This window comes from Enterobacter cloacae complex sp. I2 (assembly GCF_014896205.1).
GTDB lineage: Bacteria > Pseudomonadota > Gammaproteobacteria > Enterobacterales > Enterobacteriaceae > Enterobacter > Enterobacter quasihormaechei.
Window position 1 is genome coordinate 145020 of sequence record NZ_JADBRA010000011.1, and the last position, 24448, is coordinate 169467.

Genomic DNA, 24448 nt, shown 5'->3' on the forward strand with positions numbered 1-24448 from the left:
TCGGCAGGTGCTTTTTGGAGTGAGTAAATAAGTAAGACTGCAATGTGAATCAGGGAGGCTATTCCCAATGTTCACCGTGCCGCGCTAATACGATTTCTTTTCAATAAACCAGTTGCCTGTCGCGCCCGCAGAATATCGACCGCCCGCAGATATGGGGACTGTTCTTGCCAGTTGAATCCCCTGCGATCAATACGAACCAGCCCGTACTTTTCCACCAGAAAATTAACGGCATCGGCCAAAGATATACCGGCATCGATATGTTCCTGAATTACCGTTTCATCACTGAATGGCGTGTCGTTGAGTGTCAGGCCATAATGTTGTTCCAGCAGGCGTGCAAGCAGCATTTGCCACACTGCCACGGGCGACAGACATAGCTTCGCCGCCTGCGGAGTTGTTGCAGGTAGAGTTTTCATATTTGCTCTTGTAGAGTTAGTTAACGTTGAGTGGGGTAAACGGCGATGTATACGTAGCCGTAACTGCCAAGGGTATCGGCTTCGCAGGTGAAACCATTGTGGTACAGGGTGACACAGTGGGCATGGCGAGGATTCATTCCACCAGTAGTCAACATCGACTCCATCTGGCTGATAAAATGTGGGAATGCCACATCCAGCTTAAGACATTCTGCTTCGCTGAACTTACCGGTGATACTGACCCGGTCAGCCAGATAGTGCAGCCGGTTTCCCTCCTGTACCAGACGAGCGCCAAAGCAAGGTGTCACATTACGATTCAGACCCCACTTGAGAAATGAATCGTTCTCTGAGTCAGTAGATTTCATTGAAGTGCCCTCATATCCAGCCTCGCTCTGCAAACGACACAATTCCATCTGAACCGATAACCAGATGATCGAGAGTGTTCACATCAACCAGTGCCAGCGCTTCTTTAAGCCTGCCCGTAATGTTGCGGTCACATTGGCTGGGCTCCGGATCACCGGATGGATGGTTATGCGCCAGCACAACAGCAGCAGCATTGAAGCGAAGCGCTGACTTCACCACCTCACGGGGATGGACCTGGACATGGTTAACCGAACCGGCAAATAGCGTTTCACTCTCCAGTAAACGGTGCTGGTTATTGAGATAGAGCACCATAAACACTTCCCGCTCTTGTCCTGCCAGCTGTAACCGAAGCCAGTCACGGGCAGCCGTGCTTGAGGTAAAGGACATGCCGGGCTGGCGCAGATATTTATCCAGCAGGTTGATAGCACGTCGAATGGTCCGTTGGGCATAAGGTGTCAATCCGGAGGTCGCGGGGAGCAGGCAACCATGCCGGGCCATAACCGCCAGCGGAAAGAGTTCAGGCTGCGTTGACACCGGGGATAATGCGGTATTCATGTCAGGTATTCCTCAGTCGATTAGATGCATAATGGCGCTGCATTCCGGATGGTTCAGCGCGTAGTCGCGTAAGAGATAATAGTGTTCAGTCATCGCGTCACACTCGGTGCGACAGGCATGGTGGCTGTATGCCATCAGGCAGACGACAATCCCTGCCGCTACACTGATAAGCTCTGCACCGTTGCCGTTCATGCTGTTGAACAATGTCCACGTCTCATTGTTCTCTGGCTCAGGAGCCATAAAAGCGCCGCCGTTGCTGAGCGTCGAAAAGCGCCAGATACCGCCGTGGTAATCGGCACAGAGACGGTCCATCCAAGCAAAGATACGGGGCCCAAGCGTTATCCACTGCGGGATTGCGCCAAAGTGCTGAGGCCAGAAACTGATGCGTAATTCATCAGGGACCGTTGAGGCAGTAATTGCTGCCTGCTCAGCGAACTGAAGGTTTTGTGTATTCATTAAACTATCTCCTTATGCCGGAACGGTTGTTTAACGCCCGAAAAAATCGAGCATGTTTTCTGCCATTACCCACAGGGCGCGATTGAGCTTCACATCGCCATCAATACCGGTAACAGCACGGGTGCGGCTGCTTTTCCCCTGAGCGGTTCGCCCTGACAATCCACCTTTCATCAGGTTCTCCTGCACGCGCTGGTATACGGTCCACAGGTCATCGCTGTAGTCCTCCCGGCGACGTGGGGTCAGCACCTGCGATACCGTGACCGGCTGGTGGTCTTCACCAAAGCGATACTTCAGCGCGGCATTCGCCAGGGCATTACGGGCTGGTTCTGGCAGTGCCAGTGACTGCATTGCATCGCGCTTCTCCTCCACCCGGTCAAAGACCCCGAGCACTTCGTAAGCCCCTTCAATCACCTTCTCAACAACATTCCCTTTATGTGGTACCCGCACTTCGCCAAATGACTGTCCGCAGACCAGACCGTTGGTACAGACGCCTCGAAACAGCCCCGGTAGCATCTGGTAGCTTGATGAGCCGTCATGGCTGTTAAGAAGAATGATTTCCGGCACCTGATGTCCGGTCAGTTGACCGGCACGACGCAGGCGAAGCATATGTTTGGTGTGTTCCCGCTTGCTCTGGTCGCGAACCTTTGTCTGGCAGGCAAAGAACGGCTCAAAGCCTTCACGCTGCAGGTTTTCGAGGATGGTGATGGTCGGGATGTAGGTGTACCTGTCTGAACGAGATTCATGCTTGTCACTCCCGAACACGCTGGGGACATGACTCATCAGCTCTTCGTGGGTCAGAGGCCGGTCACGGCGTATCTGATTTATACGACCAAAGCGGCTGGCTAATCGCATGGCTAACTCCTTATCTGATAATGAATTAAAAACAAAAAGGCCATGTTCCCGAAGGAGCATGGCCTGTTGCTATCTGGTGTTGGTATGTTGTGGGGTGGAGAGGTCTGAAATGTAAGTAACTAATCGCTGTAGTGTGTGGTCCGGCACTCACTGAGGTCAGACAGCTCTTTTTGCGTATTCTTCAGACCCGGACTGAAAGTGCCTACTTTTTTATCGCTGACATAAACATCGAAATTTGCTGCCTGCCCCAGTGCGTCAATAAATGACACCCAGGCATTATCGCCATTCCTCCAGCCGAGGGATGAAGGTAATGGGAACTGACTGTTATCCATGACGACCGTTATTTCCTTCCTGTCGTCATGAGAACTTACTGATGTTCCATCAGGCAGGGTGAGATTAACGCCGTGTTGCAGAATATTCTGCGCATCCGGATTGCCAGTACAGTTCAGATTAAACACCACCTTATCCGGGCTGGTAATGATATATTCGGTCACGCCCATCCCAAAACCACTCGTCCACATATTGGGAATAGCCTGTGCTGTTGATACAGAAGCCAGCATAGCTAATGTAACTATTACGTAAGGCAGTCGCATAATGTTGTCCTCAAATCATGTAATAAAGCTTTTGTTCTTTAAAACAATAAAGTAATGAAAAAAGTTGGATTATTTTATTTGTTTGTAGCGAAACGCTTCTTTCCCGGCATAAATCCCGACGAGATCGTCATAACGAGGGTCCTTTTTATTCGGGCGGAACGTTACTTTCATATCGGGACTGCACATATCCTTCATGGTGAGGTTGAATTCTTTACCTGGCGTAATGGTATAACCTGTTGCCACATCGTCTTTACTGGGAGTGATCCACCCCCATATGCCACCCGGACAATCTCTGGAAGCTTTCGAGCGAACAACAATAAACCATCCCATTGAATCCACTTCCGTCGCTGTACACAGTTTTCTGACCTGGCGGTGGGCATCACACCAGAATATATTCCCACTCTTATTATTCACTGCCGCAGGCAGGAACCCGTTATAAGGACGTGCTGCGTGAGCATTACCTGCGATAAGTAAGGGGAACAACATGACTGGCAGTAAAGATAATAAGTTCAATTTTATCATTGCATTAACCTTACATTTAATTATGGAGACCATCTCTAATCAGTTTGTCCGGATTGCCCCCGAATTTCTGAGGGAGAAAATGAATTCAGCGACTGCTGAATAAAACGGAAATGAGGTAAGGCAGAGATAAAATGCTTATCCTCCGACAGCTGATAGAGAAGCTCACTGCGAATAAATGTTTCCCGCGATGGCCTTACCAGATGAATCTCATCCAGCCGGAAGACACGTAATTGCCTGTTATATTCAGCGACAAGGTACCAGTAACCGTCAAGAGCGATTAGCCGGTAAGGTGCGATGGCCTCATGACGCTCCCCTTCTGTCAGAACGGTGATCCGCTGACATCCCGAAATAGCTCTGACCAGCCTGTAGAAGGAGAGCTTTCCTGCCGGGGGATGAGGTCTGTCCTGATGCCATACCAGACAGGGTCGCTCATCACAGTCCAGCAGGCTGCTGACCAGTCGCCGGTCAAAGCCCGGGAAAACCCCGGCCAGCCCCGTGCGGTGAGCAAAGGTCAGAATATCTATTTCCTGCCGTGTACTGTGAATATCCGAGCGCAGACTGCACTGCCCCTGGTAGTAATCCAGGTCGAGATACATCAGACGTTCCCGAAAGTCACGACGCAGCGTGCGCTCTGACACCCCGAATTCAGTTGCCAGTTTGCGAATAAACAGAGTTTCACCGGACACCAGGCGGCTGATAATCAACGACAACCTGACGGCAAGCCGGTCATGTCGCCGCTCCTGAAGCGTCATGAAAGATTTCTCCTGAGAAGTTAACTATCTGAATTAATAATGATTACTTTAAAGGAAGGGGTGGACAGGGTATGGACAACATCGGAACTATTTTTTATGAGCAGCCCGGCCTTATGAGCGCTCGTCTGACAAATAATGATGCTTCTCCTGATTTAGTTGATGATAAAACGCAGTGGAAAGGACGTGTCCACAAACAACACATCATTAACAACCAGTTCATCGTTCGCAGAGAAAATTGCGATATCAGAAGAATATCCAGTCCCAGACGGCCCGTGCGACCGACACCACCGCATCACGCACGGTACGAATCACCGTTTTCAATGGCGCAGGCAGGAATGACGATGACTCAGCCGTATCGAAAACCCGGCTCACAGCTTCACCGAAACTGTCACGGGCCTGCGACTTTACCGGCTCTGTGCAGAATCTCCCTTGCAGTTGTGTCACCAACGGGCTGGTGGCGCGGTCAGGCAGACAGCGCATCATGGTTGCCACCATCTCCTCCACGCCCCAGCCGCTGCAGGCGGATACCACGCAGACCGGGTGATGCGGCTTAAACATTGCGGTAATGGCGGTCTGCTTTTCCTGAAGATTTGTCCGTTGCTGCGCTGAAGGCGTGCTGGTTCGGGTATCCCATTCGTGACAGGGTTCGATTTTGTCGGCCTGGTTCAGCACGAACAGCACCTGCTGCTGGTAAGGCTGCATCACACCGCGCCAGAACTGCTCGTCCACCGACAGCGCCCGATCATCGGCCTTGATGACCCACAGCACCAGGTCCAGCTCCGGCAGCATTCGACGGTACAGGGCCCGGTACTCATGATCCCGTCGCCCGTTTTCACCTACACCCGGTAAATCGACAATCACCAGACTGTGACGACCGCTGCGCAACCGGAAGCGCAGTACGTCGCGAGTACAGGCGTTCACATCACTCACCGGGGACACCTCGCCCTGAAAAAGTTCGTTGCAGAGAGAGGATTTACCTGTACCACTTTTGCCCATGATTCCAATCACCGGCTCGTAATGGGTCAGGTTCTGGATACGTTCAAGAATAAGCTGGCGAAGTGTGCACGGAAGCGACGCAAGCGGTTGTTCAAAGGCCTGAAGGCCGTCAGGTTTATTCATACAATAGTCTCAGCGTGAAAAATTAAAAACCCCGCGATCCAGTCAGGAAGGCGGGGGATTCACAGAGATGATATCCATCTGAAATTATTTGGAATTTTAGATTAAAACATAAAGGACCTTGTGTAGCCCAGAACTGAACGATTTCCGCTTAGTGCCAGTAGCGGACGTCTAGGCCGCTGAACCACAAAAAATATTTTCTAGCTATATTACTGGCTCATCAGCATCTTTATGCGATAATATTTCATACAAACTGAATTTATGACGAAGGGAGTGCAAATGGCAATTACGGTCTATTCTCGTACATTCAAAAAAGAATTGGACATAGTTCAATTGCTAAACCTTTACTTATCAAATAACGTACTTAACTTTAGTGATTTCAAGGAATTTGTTGCGTTTGATGCCGAGTGCCCAATTTGCAATGTAAGCGGTGCAATTGTTGTTTCAGAAGGTTCTTCGAAAACAACAAATAAAATAGTTAGCCAATCTCATTTTTCGTTTAGAACAAAAGACGGAACAGACGCGCACAAAATATTTTGCGATCATTACAATGGCGATGATAAGCAAATAGACTCTTCAAAGGATGGTTTTATAAAATTAGGCAATTCCGGCTCTGAGATTACAAGTATAATTCGAGAGCTTGTATGTAGAGGTATTGAACATGAAGAGTTCAATCAGGAAGATATTAGAAACATGCGACGGTGGTTTACTGAATTACGCCAATCAGGCACTTTTTCTGTTAACTACAGCCCTCACATGATCAACCTAGTAAGAGCCAGCATGTATTCCCGCAAAGGTGAAGATACATATATTGTCGATGAAGAGAGAAAAAATAATTCTTGGTTTGATATAAATGATGAAGTTTATCGTTCTTTAAGATTCAAATACCCATCATTGATGATCGATATGACCAATAAGAATAATGCTATTTTCTATAATCTTGTGAATAGCACCACATTTACTAAACAAGCATATCGGTTAGTAGCACGAGATCGAGGTTATCAGGTTTATGATAGAAGGTTGCTTAAAGATAAATATGAAGCAACGATAAGGATAGCACAAAAAATAACTAGACATCACGAGTTTCTTTTCAGAAAGATCAGGAGCTTATCCGCTGTAAAAAAAACAATCCCCTTTTGGCTGTTTCTGCCTTGCTTCTTTTTGTTTCTGACTGGAATGAAACAACTGCAATCAACAAATTCATCAAATTATGTGGTGTAGGAAAATCTAAAAATAATGATGAGGGAAACGTAATTGGCTTAAACCCCTTTATTCATTACGATGTTTGGAATGTTATTCATCAACTTAAGGATTTAATAGATACACTTCCAGACTTCTCGAACCTTGATGAAGAATTTGCCAAAGAAAAAGCTAGATTAACTGAGCTTTATAGGCTCTAGCATAAATTAAAAGGCTGTGTATACAGCCTTTTAATTTGCATAGTAAAGACTTCTTGTTCCGGTCTCGGATCGGAACTAATCGGCACATATCAACCCGGCAATACAACCGAATCTTTCATGGGTGGGTAGAAAAGCTTGGTCTCGAAAATTCGCTTTACAGCACACATTCCATGAGAAGAACAAAACCTTGCCTCATCTACAAGAAAACCAAGAATCTCCGGGTGATCCAACTTCTGATGGGCCATAAGAAACTGGAAAGCACAGTCCGTTATCTGGGCATTGAAGTCGATGATGCATTAGAGAGCTCTGAATCGATCGAAGTCTAAGGTTGTCAGGGCTGCAACAGCAGCCCTGTGCCAATGGCGGATCTTGCTAATCTGCCTGTGTATGGAGCAATGGGAACTAGTCACAGGACAATCTGCTTCTAATTGCTTAATATTCTGGGCATCGGTTGTGAAAAATTTCAATTTTCTGTCAGGACTATGCCGTGGCAATCTTCGATATTAATAAAGATGAATTACTCGGACTCTCGGATACTCTTTTGGAAGAGTTAATTGCGCGCCTTGCTGAAGCCGAAGTGGCGACCTGCGGTCATAGCCCGGCGCAGGTGCGCTGGTCGGGATCGATCAACGCACCTGATGGTGGAATTGATGTCCACGTACAGGTGCCGGTTGAACAGCTCAACTCCGGGTATATTGAGCGACCGGATACCGTCTTCCAGGCCAAAAAACACAGAATGCGCAGGGCAGATATTCTACGAGAGATGGCTCCTTCTGGCGTCCTTTCTCCCATGATATCCGGCCAGGCCACAAAGGGGGGAAGCTATATCATTGTCAGCCTGGATGAGGACTGTTCCCCCTCTATGCTTGCCGAACGCGTCAAGGCGATGCATGAGGCCGTCAGGCATGATCCCTCTCACCCAACTCTTCATCTGGCTTTCTATGATCGCGCAAAGTTGGCTCAGTGGATACGACAGCATCCGTCAGTAATGCTGTGGGTAAACAGAATACTGGGGCGGGGATATTCCGGCTGGCAGCCATATGGAGCGTGGAGTTGCCCTCCAGAGGGGGCGGAAGATACCCTGATTACCGCGTCCGGTATCACGATCTCACTTCCGTCAGAAAAAGGTCACCCCCTTAGTATTAAGGATGCCATCGGGCCGATACGCCAGCTTATTCGGACCACTCGGAAGGCCGTGCGTATTACTGGTTTATCTGGCGTCGGTAAAACGAGGATTGTTCAGGCCTTGTTTGATGAATCCGTAGGAGCCGATGCCCTGGACCGCACCCTAGCGGTCTATGCCGATACCGGTGACGGTCCGATCCCTTCGGCTGCAGCCATGCTGGAACGCCTCATCGCTGACCAGCGCAGCGCAATTATGGTTCTTGATAACTGCCCGTCTAAACTGCATGCTTCCCTCGCGGCGAGAGTTACTTCGGTGGGGAACAGAATCAAGCTAATTACCGTTGAGTATGATATTCGGGAGGACAAACCTCAGACCACGGAGGTGATCCACATCGAGGCGGTAGGACCGGAAGTAGCGGAAAAACTTCTGCTACGGCGTTTCCCCGGTATCGGACGATTGAACGCCCGTCGAATCGCTCAATTCGCTGACGGGAATGCCAGAGTCTCGCTGGCTATCGCCGAGAGAGTGGAGGAAGGGGAGTCGCTGGCCGTTCTGTCTGATGCACAACTCTTCAACAGACTTTTTGAACAACGTCATGAACCGGACGAGGGATTACGGGAGCAAGCCGAGCTACTTTCACTGGTCTACTCGTTTTCGATTAACTTTTCTGAAACAGGCGACAGTGAACTGGAGAGCCTAGGTACGCTCGCGGGCTATTCACATAACCAGCTGTACCGGACGCTCAAAAAGCTGACCGATCGCCACATTCTTCAGGCCAGGTCACACTGGCGAGCCATCTTACCCCATGCTATCGCGAACAGGCTGGCCGCCTCCGCGTTGGACAGCTTTCCGGTGGCGTTTCTTCGTTCATGCTTTGAAGTGCCGGGACGGGAGCGCCTGCTTATGTCGTTTGCTCACCGGCTGGGTCTTTTACACGATCATCCGGTGGCAAAGGAGATTGCGGCTGCATGGCTTCAGCCGGGAGCGTTGCTTAGTAATTTACTGGCGTTAGAGGACTTACCAGCTCGTATGCTGGAGTACATTGCACCGGTGGTGCCTGACGTTCTACTTAACCGGATTGACGAGGACCTCAGGGCTACAGACTTTAAAGGCCAGAAAAGACATTACGATCCGCGCTGGAGCACTATCCTCGACCTTTTGCAGGCACTGGCCTGGGAGTCTTCATACTTTGACCGGTGCGCCAGCCTTCTGCTGCAAGTCGCGGATCATGAAACGGATAAGCCTGGTCAGAAGAATGCACGGGACAAACTCACCTTGTTCTATCAGCCCTACCTGTCAGGCACACATGCTTCTCTGGAGCAGCGAGTTGCGCTTCTTGAAGAATGTCTCTCTTCAGGTATGTCACAGCGTCGGGCGCTCGGACTGAGAATGCTTTCTGCTGGACTTAGTGGTTCGACGTGGACAGGTTCGGGTATCTGTGAGTTTGGTGCCCGGCCGAGGGATTATGGGACAGAACCAGACTATGAAGAGTTGATGACGTGGCGGCGTGCGTTCATTGCGATTGCTGTTCGCATCGGGAACGCTGGTGATATGCGTCTTGCCAGCGGTGCACGAACTATTCTGGCAAATTCACTCAGCGGCCTGTGGAGTGACAAGAAGATGGGCTCAGTCCTGGTTGATGCCGCACGTACACTACATGCCCATCGTCCTTGGGGGGAGGGCTGGAAGGCGATTCGGACAAAACTGTACTTTATGCAGAAGGATCCTCAGGTATCACCCGTTCTGCTTGAAACTTTTGATGCTCTGCAAAGGGAGCTCAGACCGAATGATTTGCTTTCCGGTATCCGGCTTTATGTCCTGAGCAAAGGTCACCATAACTGGGTGCTTGATGACGAATTTAACCGAAATGATCAGGACCGATACGCTGAAGCTGAAGAGCGACTGATGGCCAGAGCAGAGCAACTGGGGCGTGAGTTTGCCGCTTCAACACTTTGCCTTTCTGATCTGAGACCCAATTTGTTCTCTTCTGAGTGGATGCCTTACCGGAGCGCATTCGGGCAGGGGCTTGCTCAGGGAACTGCGAGTCCTCGTGAAATCTGGCAATTGCTTATAAAAGAACTAGAACAGGACTCTACTGAAAATAAAGATTTTTCGGTCTTTCTTGGCTTTATCGACGGTGTGGATCGTATTAATGAAGCTATGGCCCATGAATTTCTGGATCAGTGCGCTGTGCATCCTTCCCTATGTCGAGTTCTGGTTAAATTGCATCCTCAGCGAGATTTTACAGAAAGGGATTTGAATCGATGCATGTCGCTTCTGGATAAACCGGATATCCATCCGTTTATGTTTGACACCTTTTTGTGGGATAAAAAATGCCGGCATCTCCCAATCTCCCGGGTGCTCGAACTGGCGGAACGACTGTTAGTCATGGAAAGCGGCGAGGAACCGATTTTGAATGGGCTCGGCATGAGGCTACACGGCAAAAAAGCGACAGAGGACATGCCTGGTCCGGAACTTCTTCAAATCGGTTTCAGGGCAGCCATTCAGGTTTTACAGAAAGATACTGACGCTCGGAGTAGTCTTGTAGATGTCTTTATGGAATCGGTCGTGGCGGAGGCATTGCAATTAGATGAACATGACGTGCTCAAGCATCAGTGGCTGGATGCTATCTTCTCAGCGATTGATAAACACTACGGCTATATGAATGAGTATCGTAAAACCATAGAGACAACAGTGGCACTTATACCTGAAGCGTTTCTCTCCCGCCTGTTTGCAGATTCTGAAGACCAAAGGTGTATGCGGTTGTTCTTTATGCGTGGAAGCATTGGGGATACTCCGCTGCTTTCAGGCGTTGACATCGAAATCTTGATTGACTGGTGCTCCAGCAGAGACGATCCGAGGATATGGGCCTTTGTGCCGCAGGGGTTAGAACTCTGGGTAAGAATTCCAGACACAAGCGGGACGGTCTTACATGAAAATGCTGTCAAATTCCTGGAGGCGGCACCTGAACCATCCTTGGTCCTTGATTCTTTTGCAGAATTAACGAGTCCTACAAGCTGGAGTGGCAGCCTTGCAAACATATGGCAGTCACGGGCTGACGCTTTCAATAAACTCATTGAACACGAGCGGGACGACATTTCAAACGTTGCAAAAAAAATCCACGAGAGATTGATGCTTATGATTGAGCGTCAAAGGAATCGGGAACAACAGGAAGATCGTAAAGGTGAACAGCGGTTTGAGTAATGATGACTACCCAAAAGGATCTTAATGACACTTTAACACAAGTGTTTTCAGACATCTCAATTGCAGTCAAATCGTCCGCTCTTCGCTAACAGCGGACCTCAAAGCGCTTCAGGCGGTCCGCTCTGTGCCAAGAGCAGTCGTTCAGCGGCGAGCGAGCTCTAGTCAAAGTTGTTCAGAGCTGCTTGCAACGACGAAGTTTCAAGTGCAGACTACAACCAGAAAAAACAACTAATTGTGATGAAAAATGGCTGAAAGATACTCAGGCGAAATTACAATGCTGCGGCAGTGGTTTGGTTTTTTGAAAACAGATGATAGTAAGTCGAAACTTTATTTTTCGCGTTCAGAATTGCAGAAAAAGTCTGATTATCGAGTAGGTGATAAAGTCAGCTATATTCTTGGGACAAATAGTAAAGGCCCATGCGCTTGCGACATCAAGCCAAGCGTAGCCCCTGCCGATTTAAACCTCTCTCGAGAGATAGATACGGCTACTGGTCAAGACTACAGGGCCCAAGCAGTGATCGCTCGAGACAATCGGCAATTTGAACAGGCGGAAAAACTTTTTCGAAAAGCTTTTGAAGTATCGCCGTCATTACAGGTGGTTCTCAGCTTCGCCGCAATGGAGAAAAACCGTGGTCGAAAAAAAGAAGCTATGGATGTTTATCGAGAAGGGTTAAAAAAATTTCCTGTAAGAAAAATATATGAAGACGCTGCAACTCTAGCCATTTCTCTCGAGATTTTTTCGGAAGCTCGTAGCCTTCTTACAGAAGCACTCAAGAACGCTAAGCCTGGCACGCATGGTGGGATATATTTGCTTTTAGGGCGAAATGCATTTAAAGAAAACACTAATGCGTCACTCCAAGAGGCACTAATCTATTATGAACGGGCCATTCAGACACTATCACCTGCATCATTTCCTGAAAGCGACCTCAGGTCTCTGAACATTGCCCGGTTACGAAGCAAGCACCATAGGGGAAATCTTGCCTTCAATTTCTTTAATGGTGAAGGTTTTAAAATTATCGACGTTGAGCCCCTCGATGCGGTGACTGAAGGCGCTGATATTGTGGTTGGCATCGTAGATAAAGAGCTAATTGAAAGCTTTGGTGTTGAAACTACGATATTAGTAAGAGTCTACTTCAAGTCACAGGTATCATTAGCTGACATAAATGAACTCACCGAAAAAATTGCGGTTTCTGCTGCTGCGCGCGGCACAGATGAGCAACTATGCCTGATGGTCACTGCATCAGTTTCTGAAGATTTGAAGAAAGTACTGTTCTCAAGAATTGAAAACAAGAATAAACTTTACCCTGCTATAATTCCGCTTTCTCAAGCGGAAATAGAGGGCGGGGAGACTCATGCGACACTGAATGAATTATTTGGGCAGTGGCTTTACCGTAGAGACTTATTTAACGTTAATTTTCCCGTCGTCGGACGAAAATTTTTTGGTCGAAATCGTGACCTTGATGAGTTAAAACATTCAATTGCTGATTCGATGCCAGTAGGGTTGTTCGGCCTGCGAAAGGTTGGAAAGACGTCACTTCTTAAAGAGTTGTCGCGTAGAGCAAGAGATGATGGTGATATCTATGTATATGTCGACCTCTTACGCGTACCTGGAGATGTCAAAGATTTCAGTTGGATATATTGGCGCTTGTCATCGGAGCTTCATCGGCTCGTGTCGTCCAGTGAGACGTTAAAAGTATCTAAGTGGAGGCTAGGTGGGCACTTTGAAAGCGTTCTAGATATACCACATGATTTTCCTGTGGCAACAGCCTTCGACGCGGATCTAACCAGTATTCTTGAGTCAATCGATAGTTCGCCAGCTAACTCAAAGCCCAAATTGGTACTTCTTCTAGATGAAATTGAACGACTTCTTCCTACCTCACAAGGAAAAGAAGGTCTATCAGGCTATTTTGACTTTTTTAGTTACTTGCGGGGTGTTTCTCAAGAATCAAGCTCGTTTTCTCTTGTAGTGACTGGTGCAAATGCGGCGATTTCAGAAACAGCTCAGTTCGAGGAACGTGATAACCCCGCATTCAACTTTTTCAAAGAAATTTATCTTCGACTATTGCCTTCATCTGAATGCAACGCAATGTTAACCGCTCTTGGACGAGGCATGGGTATTAAGTTTGCAAAGGGAGCGGTACCTGCGATTGTTAAATTAACAGGTGGGCATCCGTTCTTCTCAAGGCAGTTCTGCAGTTTTCTTGCCGAAAAATATATTGATCGGCCGTTATTGATCACAGAAGCAATAATAGAGGAAAGCGTTGATCAATATATCCTTTTTTGCGACAAAGATATGCGAGAGATCTTCGAGAGGCTTTCGAGAGATTACCCAGATGAAAAGAATTTTTGTTTAAAGCTGGCATTGGATGGTAACGAAGCGCATATGTCAAGTGAGCTCGTCAAAAGCGGTTCCTCGGGTATGGCACTAAGGCACTTATTAGGTTACCAGCTTATTGAACTCGAGGGCGGTCATGCTAAATTCACTATGGACTTACTTGCCCTTTGGCTAAAAAGAAAAATTGGGGAGTTTAAATGATGCATACGTTTGACCCTTTTCAAGCCAACGTCAGTATCTTTGCTGGTAGAAGCAAACTTATAGTTGCTCTGGAGCGCGAGGCTATAAACAGAAGATGTGTGCTACTTTTTGGCGGACGTCAAAGCGGGAAGACAACGCTTCTCCTTAAGGTTCATGAGACTTTGCAGCGATCTGTCAGCGTCGAAAACCTTGATACCTTCACTTGCCCTGTTTATATTGACCTTACCAGACTTCCTGTAGAAGCAACCCCCAGCGACTTCTTTACTTACTTGGTTGTGAGGACTATTGAGTCGTGTAAGGCCACGATTGATGGGTTTCCTATAAATTCCCTCGAAGAAAACAGGTGCGTCACAGTAGAAGATTTTTCATCACGAATATTAAGTATAACCAGTAGTGCTGGCAACGTTGATTTAACAATCTTATTTCTCATAGACGAATCTGAGCGTGTTTTGGGTGAGCGTTTTCCACGCGGATTCCAAGATAACCTTTTTACTATTCTTTATGGGTCAGAATTAGCTGCTCAAGCAAAAATAGGTATGGTTTTTGCGGGGGCTCAACAGCTTTTTGTGTTTTCGGAAGATGATACATCGCCTATAGGTAGTCGAGCGGCATATTATTATATCCAGAACTTTTCAAAAGATGACGTGGGTGTTCTTGTAAAGAACATTGAAACAAGTTATGCACTCTCTATCGAAGAAAATGTTGCTCTCAAACTACATTCCATAACTGGAGGCCATGCAGGGCTTACGGTTAGGTTGTGGGACTTTATTCAACGTAACGAGATAAATACTGTTGAGCATCTTTCTTCGTCGCTTGCGATTTTCCGCACAGAGTGCAGTCAGCTTTTGCGCCTTTGGGCGGTAGCTTTGTCGAAACAAGCGCGAGCTGTTCATGATGTACTGGCGGTCAATGATAAAATCCCTAACAGTCAAGTAGTCTCCATCTTTAAAGATCATGGTTGGGACCCGATGCTTTCTGAAAAGGCCATTGACGAGCTTTTATTCACTGGTATCGGTAAATATGAAAACGGCTTTCTTAGTGCAATTAATGAAGTATATTGGGGTTATATAAAAGAGTATATTTTTGTCGATGAAGTTCCACCCGCCCCCCACAATGACATGAATGATGGCCCCACGCACGATGCCATCTGGAGTTTAATTGAAAGTGCTGAAATCAGCCTTCGCTCCTATGTGCGATACATCTACGAAAAAACTTTTGGTATGGCTGTTCAGGCAAAGATTGAGCAGGCTCTTGGAGGCGCTGCTTTTAAGAAGGTGCAGGGAAATGTCGTTAAGTCTAATGCGCGCTACAAATATACTCCACGAGACCAAATTTTAGGAATCTTTGATGGACTATATCTGGGCCAGCTTGGTCAATTAATGCTATGGAGAGATGCGTGGGCAGCCTTCAGTCATCTTGCGCAAGACAAACGAGAGTTGGAAATAATGCTGGCTCCGATCAATGCTGTGCGTACGGATAAAGCCCATTTTTACAGTGTTCCAATCAGGGAGCTTATTCGATGCAAATTACATTGTGAGGATTTGATTTATTTGATAGATCAGCATAGCCCCAAAAACACATTGTAAATTTAGGTTTTACGTATGGGTTTCCTAGCCGAAGGGAATAGGATATTTTAGGAATTTGAGATCATCGCATCCTCTTGTAAATGCCATCGCAAATGATCGCCTCTCGTTCGTTACAATTGGGAGCGATCATGGCGCTGAATGCCGTAGTTTGGTAGTACCGCGAGTACCTCCTTGTCAGCATAACGACTCATAGTCAGTACCTACGGCGCAGACTAATCTGCTCCCTGTTGATTCACACAGAATGATCTAAGTGATGTCCGTTCCTCGCTCACAGCGGACCTTCAGATCAGTCAGTTTGTACGCTTCGAGCCAGAAGTAAAAGTTCTAACTTCCATGCCTCGGCTACGGTGCTCTGTACGTAACGGGCAAGAGAGAGACAGCTATAGAACCTTGGTCGATTAAGATTCATAACAATACTGAGAAATCAGGCGAAGAAACCACTGGGATCACAACGCTATTTAGCAGACCGCCGATAAGATTTCGCCGCTTGCCAGGCATGTTTCATCTTCTCAATAAACTCCAGCTTCTCTTCAGGTTGGACGTTCCACACATCTATAGCCGCAATAATCATGTCATAACGCATAGAGGTATTATAAGGGCGAAGATAGCCTGCTATTCGTCCTTTTCCTTTGAGATAGTCCCAGAGATAGACTAACTGAATTTCATCATCACGTGACATCCAGTCAAAATCTGTCAGAAAAAAATCATATTGCTCAAGCCAGCGCTCATGCAGTTTTTTGAAATAAGAGATCTTATCTCCAAGTGAACATGGCGCTTCATCAATGTACCTCATCACACCATTGATGAGTTCACGCTCAGTTACCGGAGTGGGGTTATACAGAGAGGTACTAGCTCCCGCGTTCAGATAAAATCGGGAGAAAACGCGTTTCGGTTTCTTTGAAGCAGTGGCCTGTGGATTTCTTATCAGGTCCCAATCTATATCGTCCAGGTCGGTATTCAAATTAGAGAAATCAAGATTTGTGAAGATATTATCGTCCATTAAAAGAGAATTAAAACTACCAGAACAACCGACGTCATTCCCCAACCCACCAAGCGTCAGCCCTGCAGAGAATACTGGGTATTCAAAAATATAATGGTGAGCAAACCACAATGCTCTTGGTGTACCTTTGAAACAATCAAAATAATCTTTATCAATCAGTAGCAGCTCAGCCCATTCTTTAAGAGTTTTCCGGCCAACTTTGATCCTGTCCTGATCGCCCAGGAAATGCCGTTCAAGGATCTCAGAGATTAAACGTCGAAACTGATCCGGCGAATCATAAGTACTCCACTGTAAGGAGTAATCAGTGTTGGAAAGCGCACCAAGCATTTTTAGATACATTATCTCGTAACGGATCATATCGTAATGCAACATCGTCTCTTCCCTCTAATTCTGGCTCCTGGACACAGATTAGCATGAGCATTTTTTAGGTAGAGGGGGGCGGGTCACAGGCTGAGAAATGGCTGATTTTTTACTGATATCCCCATGATTTTATTGTGATAATACTCTGACACTTTACTGCATTATTCCTGTGATTTTTTCCCTAGGATCGTCCTCTGTTCACCTCATTAGCATCGTTCAACAGTAAATATGAACATTTGGGTTTTTAGTATAATTAAGGGGGACTCCCTGTTTCTATACCACCCTGTTCATAGCTTCTTCCCTCATTCATTAACCCTGCCTGTCTTCTGCTGGATACACAGTTTCCTTTATCTGCCGTTTCCCTGCTTCTCTTAAAAATTACATCTCATCCCAATCCTTTGTACTCCACCTGACAAAGGATAAATCAATGCACACACCTTACCCTTTTAATTCCAGATACACGATGAACTGGTTTCTACTGTCTCTACTCAATGACCACCTGAATCAGCTACTGAACCGATACTCCCGAATACAGGCACTCAGACTCGACCTGTTCTATCAGAAAGGTACAGAGCGTTATAAACGTCATTCATGGAACGAAACCGAGCAAGAGGTGCGCATGCTGGTTGAACGCACCCTGCAGCACACAAATCTGGCTGGGTATTTCTGGGTACTCGAGAATTCTGTAGACCACGGCTGCCATGCCCATATCGTATTCTATCTCGACAGGCACCTTAACCAGGCTACCTACCCAATAGCTGAGAGAGTCGGAACAATATGGCGGGAAATAACGCAACGAGAAGGGTATTACAACCGCTGCGAATACAAACCTACTTATGACGTCTGTATTGATAAGCCGGTGAACTACGATGATACCGAAGCCATCGATAACCTGCGCTACATCATCAGCTACCTTGCCAAAGAAGAGCAAAAGCACGGTCACTATCACTACGGAGCCAGTGAGGTACCGTCGCCCAGCGGACTGGGGCGTCCTCGCACGTTGTAACCTACATTCTGCACTTTTTTACGTATCAATCCATTGATGTGGAAGGGCTGGTGGTAACGAGCAATCACCCACCAGCTCAGGATAATCCCACACTGGAAGACAGCATCATGACAAAAAATATTTCTTTACTTGATGACCAACTGGTGGATATGCGCTTCATCACAAAGCTAACGGGGCTGACGGATAAATGGTTCTATAAGTTGATAAAAGACGAACTGTTCCCGAAGCCAATTAAGCTGGGCCGCAGCTCCCGCTGGAAGAAAAGTGAAGTCGAATTATGGTTACAGCAACGGATTGCCGATTCACGCGGTCATTGATACAACCCATTCAATTAAGCTACACCTTTCCCGATATCCCAATCCTTAAAGCACCATTAGACTCGGCACAATTCAAGCGATATCGTTTATCACCCTATTAACTAAAGTTCTCAATTCTGAAGCTGAAAAACTGAAGCTCCCCTATCCCCGGCCTATCTGGCATTATGTTGAACCGCTGCCACACGGGCGTTTATTACCTCAGGGGAGCTTAATATTTTAACGATGCGTCAGAACAATCCTGCGCCTGGCATATAACGTTTCCACAGACAGCTGGAATTCATATTCCGCTGCCTTTAGCTTTCTCGATTTAAGCATCTTCATCGTAACGCCGCTGATCTGCCCTGACTCCAACCCTCTCAGAATTTCACCAGCGCTCAGCATGAGCTGTTGCTTCAAAATCGACAGCAGACTTACCTGAAATGAACGGGAGATCCTGACACTAACGCGAACCCGCTGGTGGGCGGTGATGCTTAACGGCCAGCGCTCCTGAACGGTAAAATCAGGCCGACCCGATAGCTCGGCGTTGTTCCGCTTCAGCGTCGCGATATCACAGGCAAAATGTTGAACCGTGGCGGCATCGTTTGTCATTAGCCGATGATAAAGCTGGCGGTCAATTTTGCTGACGTGCAGACGCGAAAACAGGGAGATATCCCAGGTGTAATCACAGTGTGTGCATTTATAGATACTCCACACGTCCAGCACCTTCTTTTGCGAATTAACCCGAAATGCACCTGACGGCGTGAAGTCCCGTTTAATGTTGCATGAAGGGCATCGTTTCGCGATGCGCTGATACCCCACAGGCGTGACGGTCCATGTAACTTTCATAACGTACCTTTTTTAACCCATACAAAATCGGATCCGTACTGAACGGACCATAAATTTTTATGTATGAAAAATATTTAAGAGATATTTTTCAGCAGGTTAAAAAAAGATTTCCAACGTTACATTCCTGTAGATGTTCAACGAGATAAGTCGAGACTATCAAAATGGCGCTTTTTAGGTAAATGAGTTCAATCAATATTTATGGTGGTTAATCACGCTACTTAACCCCCCGGGAATCCCCCGGCCAGGATGTAATTGCATTGATGGCTAATCAGAAGCAATTATCTCTCCAGTTCTCATGAGCGCCTATCAATTAGCAGTACTTGATAGTCCCACCTTGTTTATTATTTGAGTGCGTATTATTCGGAAGGCATTATTTAAATAAACGCTAAACAACCATTTATTTATTATGGATATACTGATTTTATCCGTTAACCTGTTCTGGCTAACAAACGAACAGTTCTACAGGAGGAAACTGTCAACCCGGAAGGAAAACGGTTAGCCACTTGTGGCTTGTTTTTACCGTTACGTTAGCACCAGGGCAACTAACCTTGCTCACAAGTGCCTTGTTTGTGGAATGATTCTTTTTTCATTGTTTAGCAGCCTGTGCAGGCGGCTCTTTTTAAGGAGGCAGCATGCCACTCAATAAAATGAAGCGTCATGCCATACTCCACACGCTCTCTATACCTGAACGTAAACTACGCCCCGTAAAATGGCTTGCTCTTATCTCATCCCTGCTCGTTATATTACAACTGGCAATTGAGAGCCTGGTCATAAGCGAATAACGGAATAGCAATTCCTGTACAAAGACCAAATCTGGAATGATTTTCTGATATCTGTCGGGTTCAGAGCACAAAACTTAATGTATTTTTTTCCAACAACACAATCATTACGTAGAGCTGTGCCTCTGTTGAGTTTCATAGGTAAAGACCTGACTGACAGAATCTGAATAAGGAAATGAACCATGGATAACTATACGCTGCATCGTGGCAGACTTATCGACCATATCCAGCTCGTGGTAAACAACTTTGCCGCAAGCAAAGCGTTTTACACTGCTGTTCTGTCGGAACTTAAGATCCCCATGGTTATTACCGATGACGATTATATCTGGGCTGACGAACTGGTCATTTCGTCGGTAAAAAGTTCGGAGTCTGGCAGAGTGCCTACAGGACGGCACCATCTGGCCTTTCAGGCCGCAGACCGTGAATAGGTGAACGCGTTTTACCACGCAGCACTAAATCATGGCGGACGTGATAACGGCGCACCTGCCGAACGAACCTATCATCCCGGATACTATGCCGCTTTTGTTCTGGATCCGGACGGTAACAACATCGAAGCTGTTTACCATGGTGAGGGCGATCGCAGTGCCCGCTCTGTAGAAATCAGCTTCACTGTCCGAGAAAACAGGGAGCATATTTTCCCCCTGTAGCTCCCGGTAACCGCAATGGAGAGCTTTATCTATGACCGTTATTCCGGTATCAGCCCTTGAATGCAGCATTACTGAGCTGTGCCGTATTCTTGCAGACAGCTTTAATGAATCATTGACACCGTTTGCGTTGCCACCGGAAATGTTTGCCTCACGTTTCATTTCCGAAGGACTCAGCCTTGAAGACTCGTTTGTCTGGCTGGTCAATGATAACCCAGCGGCAATAGCCATCGTAACCCGCAGAATGGACAAAGCGCGTCTGGCAGCATTTGGTGTGTTACCCGAGTACCGGAGCCAGGGACTGGCAAAACAGATGCTTACTCCTCTGTTTATCTCCTTAAAAGAGAAAAAGTTTTCCAGCGTGAGGCTGGAAGTGATGCGCGAAAATACCCAGGCCATCGCTCTCTATCATGCGCTCGGTTTTCAGGTTCGCCGACATCTGTGCAAATACCGGGGAGATTCACAGTCTCGTCTGGAAATACCTTCAGAGGATATGGAATCCAAGGCTGTTGATGACTTCCTGCGTACCGTCTGGTCTGCACCAGATGATGATCTTCCCTGGCTGGCCAGTCCCCTGCAGCTCTTGTCTATTCCCTGCGACATCCTCAGGGATAACGAACATGCATGGTGTGCTGTCGCGAAGTTCATGGGACAACCTCAGCTCCGCTGTTTGTTTGTGGAACCGGTGTATCGTTACCAGGGACGGGCTAAAAAAATGCTTCAGAAAATGAATGCCAGATGGCCTGGCATAGGTACATCAGCAGCGATCCCAGAAACGCTGGCACCATTATTTACTGCGGCAGGTTATCAGGCTGAACCGTTATGCCAGTTTGAAATGGAACTGACATTTTAAACTATCGTTATGCTGCGTTCCGCATGACAGGAGAACAATGATGAGTTGCAAGTTTGAATGGATCAATGAGCCCGCCGTATGGTGCTACGAAAATAACGCCCTGTCGGTAATCACTGATGAGCATACTGATTTCTGGTGCCGTACCTGGTACGGGTTTGAGCGTTTTACCGGCCACATCTACGCTACTGATGTAACAGGTGATTTTACTTTTCAGGTCAGGATCCGCGCAGACTTCACCACACTCTATGACCAGGCCGGAATTATGATGCTCTCTGACGAACAGCACTGGCTCAAAGCTGGCATCGAATTTAACGATGGAGCACCTGCAATCGGGAGTGTACTCGCGATGAGAAATTCCGACTGGGCTACAGGACTCTTTCCTGGGGATCCGAAGGAATTCTGGCTGCGTCTGACCCTTAAAAAAGATGCGTTACGATTGCAGTACTCCTCAGATGGACAGCACTGGCCATTACTTCGCTTATGCCATTTCCCTACGGGCCCTGTAAAAACGGGCATCATGTGTTGTACACCTCAGCGCAAGGGGTTGGAGGTAGAATTTCTTGATCTCAGACTGACTCCTGCGATGGATAAGGAACTGCACGATCTAAGTTGATAATAACCATTCAATAATAAAAAACAGAGAACCCGTTTATGAAGCCATTTTCGGGACGCCTTAGAAGGTATAGCAACGTACTATTATTTCCACTGGCGATGATCATCTACGATTTTTCAGCCTACCTGACAACGGACCTTATTCAGCCGGGCGTCATTAACATTATAAATGAGTTACAGGCGGATGTTACGCTGGCTCCAGTATCAGTCAGTTTGTATATGGCAGGCGGACTGGCGCTCCAGTGGCTCCTGGGTCCTCTCTCCGACCGGATTGGACGCCGCCCGGTCCTGCTCACTGGTGTAATGATCTTTGCCCTGGCATGCCTGAGCATGCTGTTTGTCACCTCGATCGAACAGTACTTTATTGCCCGTTTTATACAGGGAACCAGTATCTGCTTCATCTCCACCGTTGGTTATGTATCAATACAGGAGGCCTTTGATGAAAAGGATTCCATCAGGATCATGGCTGCGCTGACCTCTATTGTTCTGCTTGCCCCAGTTATCGGGCCGGTGGCCGGCGCTGCGCTGATGGCGTTCATTCACTGGAAACTGCTCTTTGCCATCATCGGTGTGTTTGGTCTGGTAGCATGGTTCTTACTACTGTTCAAAATGCCGGAAACAGTTATATCTCAGGGAAGAGAATTCAAACCGGGTGAAGTACTGTCAGATTTCATCGCGGCATTTCGCCATCCAGTGGTGCTGACCGGCTCACTGGCAGTCGCTTTTGGTAACCTGCCAATCATCACCTGGGTGGCGCTCTCCCCCGTGATCCTGATTGAGCACGGGGGTATGTCTCCCGGTACCTATGCCTGGACACAGGTGCCCGTGTTTAGTGGGATCATTATCGCCAGTGCGATCGTAGCGAATTTTATCAAAGACCCGACTTCACCGCGTTTTATCTGGGGTACTGTTCCGATACAGCTTGCTGGCTTGCTGGCTTTGCTGGTCGGCAACCTGCTATGGCCACACGTCTGGCTATGGTCAGTACTGGGAACGAGCTTTTATGCCCTGGGTATTGGACTGCTCTATCCGGTGCTGTTTCGCTTTACGCTCTTTTCTCATAACCTGCCAAAAGGCACCGTTTCTGCCACGCTGAATATTCTGGCGCTCGGCATAATTGCCCTTAGCATTGAAATAACCCGCTGGGTTTACTTCCATGCTGGCGGCAGGATTGCTTTCCACTGCGTGGCGCTGCTGGCCGGTATAGCCGTCATCATATCAGTTGCCCGCCTGCTTAAACTGCGTGGGCAGCATCAGAGCCAGTCAGTATCACCGGTAGGCTGCCAGGAGCAATAATGCAAAAGAGATTAAGGAGGGTTTATGTTTTCTTACGTGATGCTGGGTACTAACGATCTACAGCGCGCCATAAGGTTCTACGATCCGCTGATGGAATTGCTTGGACATCCAAAGGCAGGCTGTAATGAAGAAGGCGCATCCTGGGGGACGTTCAGCAATAACCATACCATCGGATTGTGCGTCGGCAGGCCCTTTAACCAGCAACCAGCGAGCGTTGGTAATGGCACGATGGTCGCACTGAACACCCACTCGTTTGAACACATCCAGCAGTTGTACGAACTTGCTATCAGTCTGGGCGCCAGGGATGAAGGTACACCGGGGCACAGGCCACAATACGGACAGGGATTCCATAGTGCCTATGTACGCGATCCGGACGGGAATAAGCTGGCGTTTGTGTTCTATGCCGATGAGGGTTGAACATCAAACTGACAGTTTTCGTGTTGTGTATGAAAGCGGCGACGCACCGGACATAGTCAGAGAGTAGCCGTCGGGCGTAGCGTCAGGCGGTAACTCTTGTAGTCGCAGAGACTGGGGCAGGAGAATCACTAAACAGGAAGCCTTATGCAAATAATATCGTCAAGATGCATCATTCGACCATTTCAGTCACACGAAATTGATAGTTTTATGGTGTATCGTAATGATGCTGAGTGGATGAAATATCAGGGATTTAAGGGGCTAACAAAAGAGGACTATGAAGCAGAGTTGCTGGGAGTTCTTACACTTGCTCGCGGTATTCAATTGGCCATTGTCAACAAGCTGACGCAGGTTTTGATTGGTGATATCTATTTACATCAGCAATGCGATGTGTTTTGGCTCGGCTATACCATCAGTCCCGCTTATGCTCGCCAGGGATATGCAATTGAAGCAATTACCGCCACGATCGACTGGATAAAAGAGAACGGTTTTTCACTCATCAAAGCCGGTGTGAATCCGGAAAATATCCTTTCAATAAAATTACTTATCAGGATTGGCTTCAACTTTTCAGGCATCGAAGATGGTGAGCATGTTTATGTTCTGGATTTAACAAAAGGAGAATAATCTCCCGAGGGGAAAAGCCGATGAGGCCATTTCTGGCGTACTTCAACATGCATTCGTCAGTGCCATCAGCCTTTCCCAGTAAATGGGTTGGCATTCAATTTCCAAAGTACATCACACTTTTTCTACTGAAACATATCCCTCCTAAAACTACGTGTTACTATTCGCTCCGTAAATACCTTTCAACTCAACCCGAGGCTTTGATGCTGGAGAATGTAATCATCCGATAATCAGCTTACCGACCTTTTCA

At 47.4% G+C, this 24448-nt stretch carries 22 protein-coding genes and 2 pseudogenes; 13 read left to right on the forward strand and 11 right to left on the reverse strand.

Annotation, left to right across the window (positions count from 1 at the left end; translation table 11 throughout):
* Positions 1–71 precede the first annotated feature (71 nt).
* The 9 genes from IM300_RS11750 to IM300_RS11790 form a co-directional block, all read right to left on the reverse strand.
* Positions 72–413: a TA system toxin CbtA family protein gene (locus IM300_RS11750; RefSeq protein ID WP_001616568.1), complete on the reverse strand. Its 342-nt coding sequence runs from the start codon at positions 411–413 to the stop codon at positions 72–74.
* Positions 414–433: 20 nt separating this feature from the next.
* Positions 434–775 (reverse strand): type IV toxin-antitoxin system YeeU family antitoxin, encoded by a 342-nt coding sequence (locus IM300_RS11755; RefSeq protein ID WP_039268717.1) that lies wholly within the window; start codon positions 773–775, stop codon positions 434–436.
* Between the two features lie 10 nt (positions 776–785).
* Entirely contained in the window at positions 786–1328 is a 543-nt protein-coding gene (gene radC, locus IM300_RS11760; protein ID WP_193036605.1) for a DNA repair protein RadC, read from the reverse strand.
* 12 nt (positions 1329–1340) lie between these two features.
* Positions 1341–1784 (reverse strand): antirestriction protein, encoded by a 444-nt coding sequence (locus IM300_RS11765; protein ID WP_193036607.1) that lies wholly within the window; start codon positions 1782–1784, stop codon positions 1341–1343.
* Between the two features lie 30 nt (positions 1785–1814).
* Positions 1815–2636 carry a DUF932 domain-containing protein gene (locus IM300_RS11770; RefSeq protein ID WP_193036609.1) on the reverse strand — a complete coding sequence of 274 codons (822 nt, stop codon included), beginning with the start codon at positions 2634–2636 and terminating at the stop codon, positions 1815–1817.
* Between the two features lie 119 nt (positions 2637–2755).
* Positions 2756–3229, reverse strand: a complete 474-nt coding sequence (locus IM300_RS11775; protein ID WP_193036610.1) for a hypothetical protein — start codon at positions 3227–3229, stop codon at positions 2756–2758.
* Positions 3230–3298: 69 nt separating this feature from the next.
* Positions 3299–3751: a hypothetical protein gene (locus tag IM300_RS11780; RefSeq protein ID WP_193036612.1), complete on the reverse strand. Its 453-nt coding sequence runs from the start codon at positions 3749–3751 to the stop codon at positions 3299–3301.
* Between the two features lie 35 nt (positions 3752–3786).
* Positions 3787–4503, reverse strand: coding sequence for a YafY family protein (locus tag IM300_RS11785; protein ID WP_193036614.1), 717 nt, complete (start codon positions 4501–4503; stop codon positions 3787–3789).
* A 243-nt stretch (positions 4504–4746) separates the two neighbouring features.
* A complete protein-coding gene (locus IM300_RS11790) occupies positions 4747–5622 on the reverse strand; it encodes a GTPase family protein (RefSeq protein ID WP_001546960.1) in 876 nt (291 codons plus the stop codon).
* A gap of 276 nt (positions 5623–5898) precedes the next feature.
* Between IM300_RS11790 and IM300_RS11795 the strand changes: the two genes are divergently transcribed.
* From IM300_RS11795 to IM300_RS11815, 5 genes and pseudogenes are all read left to right on the forward strand, one after another.
* Entirely contained in the window at positions 5899–6840 is a 942-nt protein-coding gene (locus IM300_RS11795; RefSeq protein ID WP_226842245.1) for a hypothetical protein, read from the forward strand.
* A gap of 211 nt (positions 6841–7051) precedes the next feature.
* Positions 7052–7345: pseudogene (locus IM300_RS11800) on the forward strand (tyrosine-type recombinase/integrase); the annotation flags it as partial.
* 161 nt (positions 7346–7506) lie between these two features.
* A complete protein-coding gene (locus tag IM300_RS11805) occupies positions 7507–11349 on the forward strand; it encodes a hypothetical protein (protein ID WP_193036616.1) in 3843 nt (1280 codons plus the stop codon).
* A 244-nt stretch (positions 11350–11593) separates the two neighbouring features.
* Positions 11594–13885 (forward strand): hypothetical protein, encoded by a 2292-nt coding sequence (locus IM300_RS11810; RefSeq protein ID WP_226842247.1) that lies wholly within the window; start codon positions 11594–11596, stop codon positions 13883–13885.
* Positions 13882–15471 carry an AAA family ATPase gene (locus tag IM300_RS11815; RefSeq protein WP_193036620.1) on the forward strand — a complete coding sequence of 530 codons (1590 nt, stop codon included), beginning with the start codon at positions 13882–13884 and terminating at the stop codon, positions 15469–15471. Before IM300_RS11810 ends, IM300_RS11815 begins: the two co-directional genes overlap by 4 nt.
* A gap of 454 nt (positions 15472–15925) precedes the next feature.
* On the opposite strand, the gene IM300_RS11820 is transcribed toward IM300_RS11815, so the two are convergent.
* Entirely contained in the window at positions 15926–16843 is a 918-nt protein-coding gene (locus IM300_RS11820) for a hypothetical protein (RefSeq protein ID WP_193036622.1), read from the reverse strand.
* A 415-nt stretch (positions 16844–17258) separates the two neighbouring features.
* Between IM300_RS11820 and IM300_RS11825 the strand changes: the two genes are divergently transcribed.
* Positions 17259–17837 (forward strand): inovirus-type Gp2 protein, encoded by a 579-nt coding sequence (locus IM300_RS11825; protein ID WP_193036624.1) that lies wholly within the window; start codon positions 17259–17261, stop codon positions 17835–17837.
* 107 nt (positions 17838–17944) lie between these two features.
* Positions 17945–18154, forward strand: a complete 210-nt coding sequence (locus IM300_RS11830) for an AlpA family transcriptional regulator (RefSeq protein ID WP_047037260.1) — start codon at positions 17945–17947, stop codon at positions 18152–18154.
* A gap of 216 nt (positions 18155–18370) precedes the next feature.
* Here the strand turns inward: IM300_RS11830 and IM300_RS11835 are convergent, their stop codons facing one another.
* Positions 18371–18979 (reverse strand): DUF1062 domain-containing protein, encoded by a 609-nt coding sequence (locus tag IM300_RS11835; protein WP_193036626.1) that lies wholly within the window; start codon positions 18977–18979, stop codon positions 18371–18373.
* A 961-nt stretch (positions 18980–19940) separates the two neighbouring features.
* Between IM300_RS11835 and IM300_RS11840 the strand changes: the two are divergent.
* From IM300_RS11840 to IM300_RS11865, 6 genes and pseudogenes are all read left to right on the forward strand, one after another.
* Positions 19941–20405 (forward strand): annotated as a pseudogene (locus IM300_RS11840) (VOC family protein).
* A 31-nt stretch (positions 20406–20436) separates the two neighbouring features.
* On the forward strand, positions 20437–21255 hold the full coding sequence (locus IM300_RS11845) for an N-acetyltransferase (RefSeq protein ID WP_193036628.1): 819 nt from the start codon (positions 20437–20439) through the stop codon (positions 21253–21255).
* Between the two features lie 40 nt (positions 21256–21295).
* Complete coding sequence (locus tag IM300_RS11850) at positions 21296–21868, forward strand: DUF1349 domain-containing protein (RefSeq protein ID WP_193036648.1); 573 nt, start codon at positions 21296–21298, stop codon at positions 21866–21868.
* A 38-nt stretch (positions 21869–21906) separates the two neighbouring features.
* Positions 21907–23163 carry an MFS transporter gene (locus IM300_RS11855; RefSeq protein ID WP_193036630.1) on the forward strand — a complete coding sequence of 419 codons (1257 nt, stop codon included), beginning with the start codon at positions 21907–21909 and terminating at the stop codon, positions 23161–23163.
* A 24-nt stretch (positions 23164–23187) separates the two neighbouring features.
* The gene (locus IM300_RS11860) at positions 23188–23580 is read left to right on the forward strand and encodes a VOC family protein (protein WP_193036632.1); all 393 of its coding nucleotides are present in this window, start codon (positions 23188–23190) and stop codon (positions 23578–23580) included.
* Between the two features lie 144 nt (positions 23581–23724).
* On the forward strand, positions 23725–24201 hold the full coding sequence (locus IM300_RS11865; protein ID WP_102005009.1) for a GNAT family N-acetyltransferase: 477 nt from the start codon (positions 23725–23727) through the stop codon (positions 24199–24201).
* Positions 24202–24448: the final 247 nt, after the last annotated feature.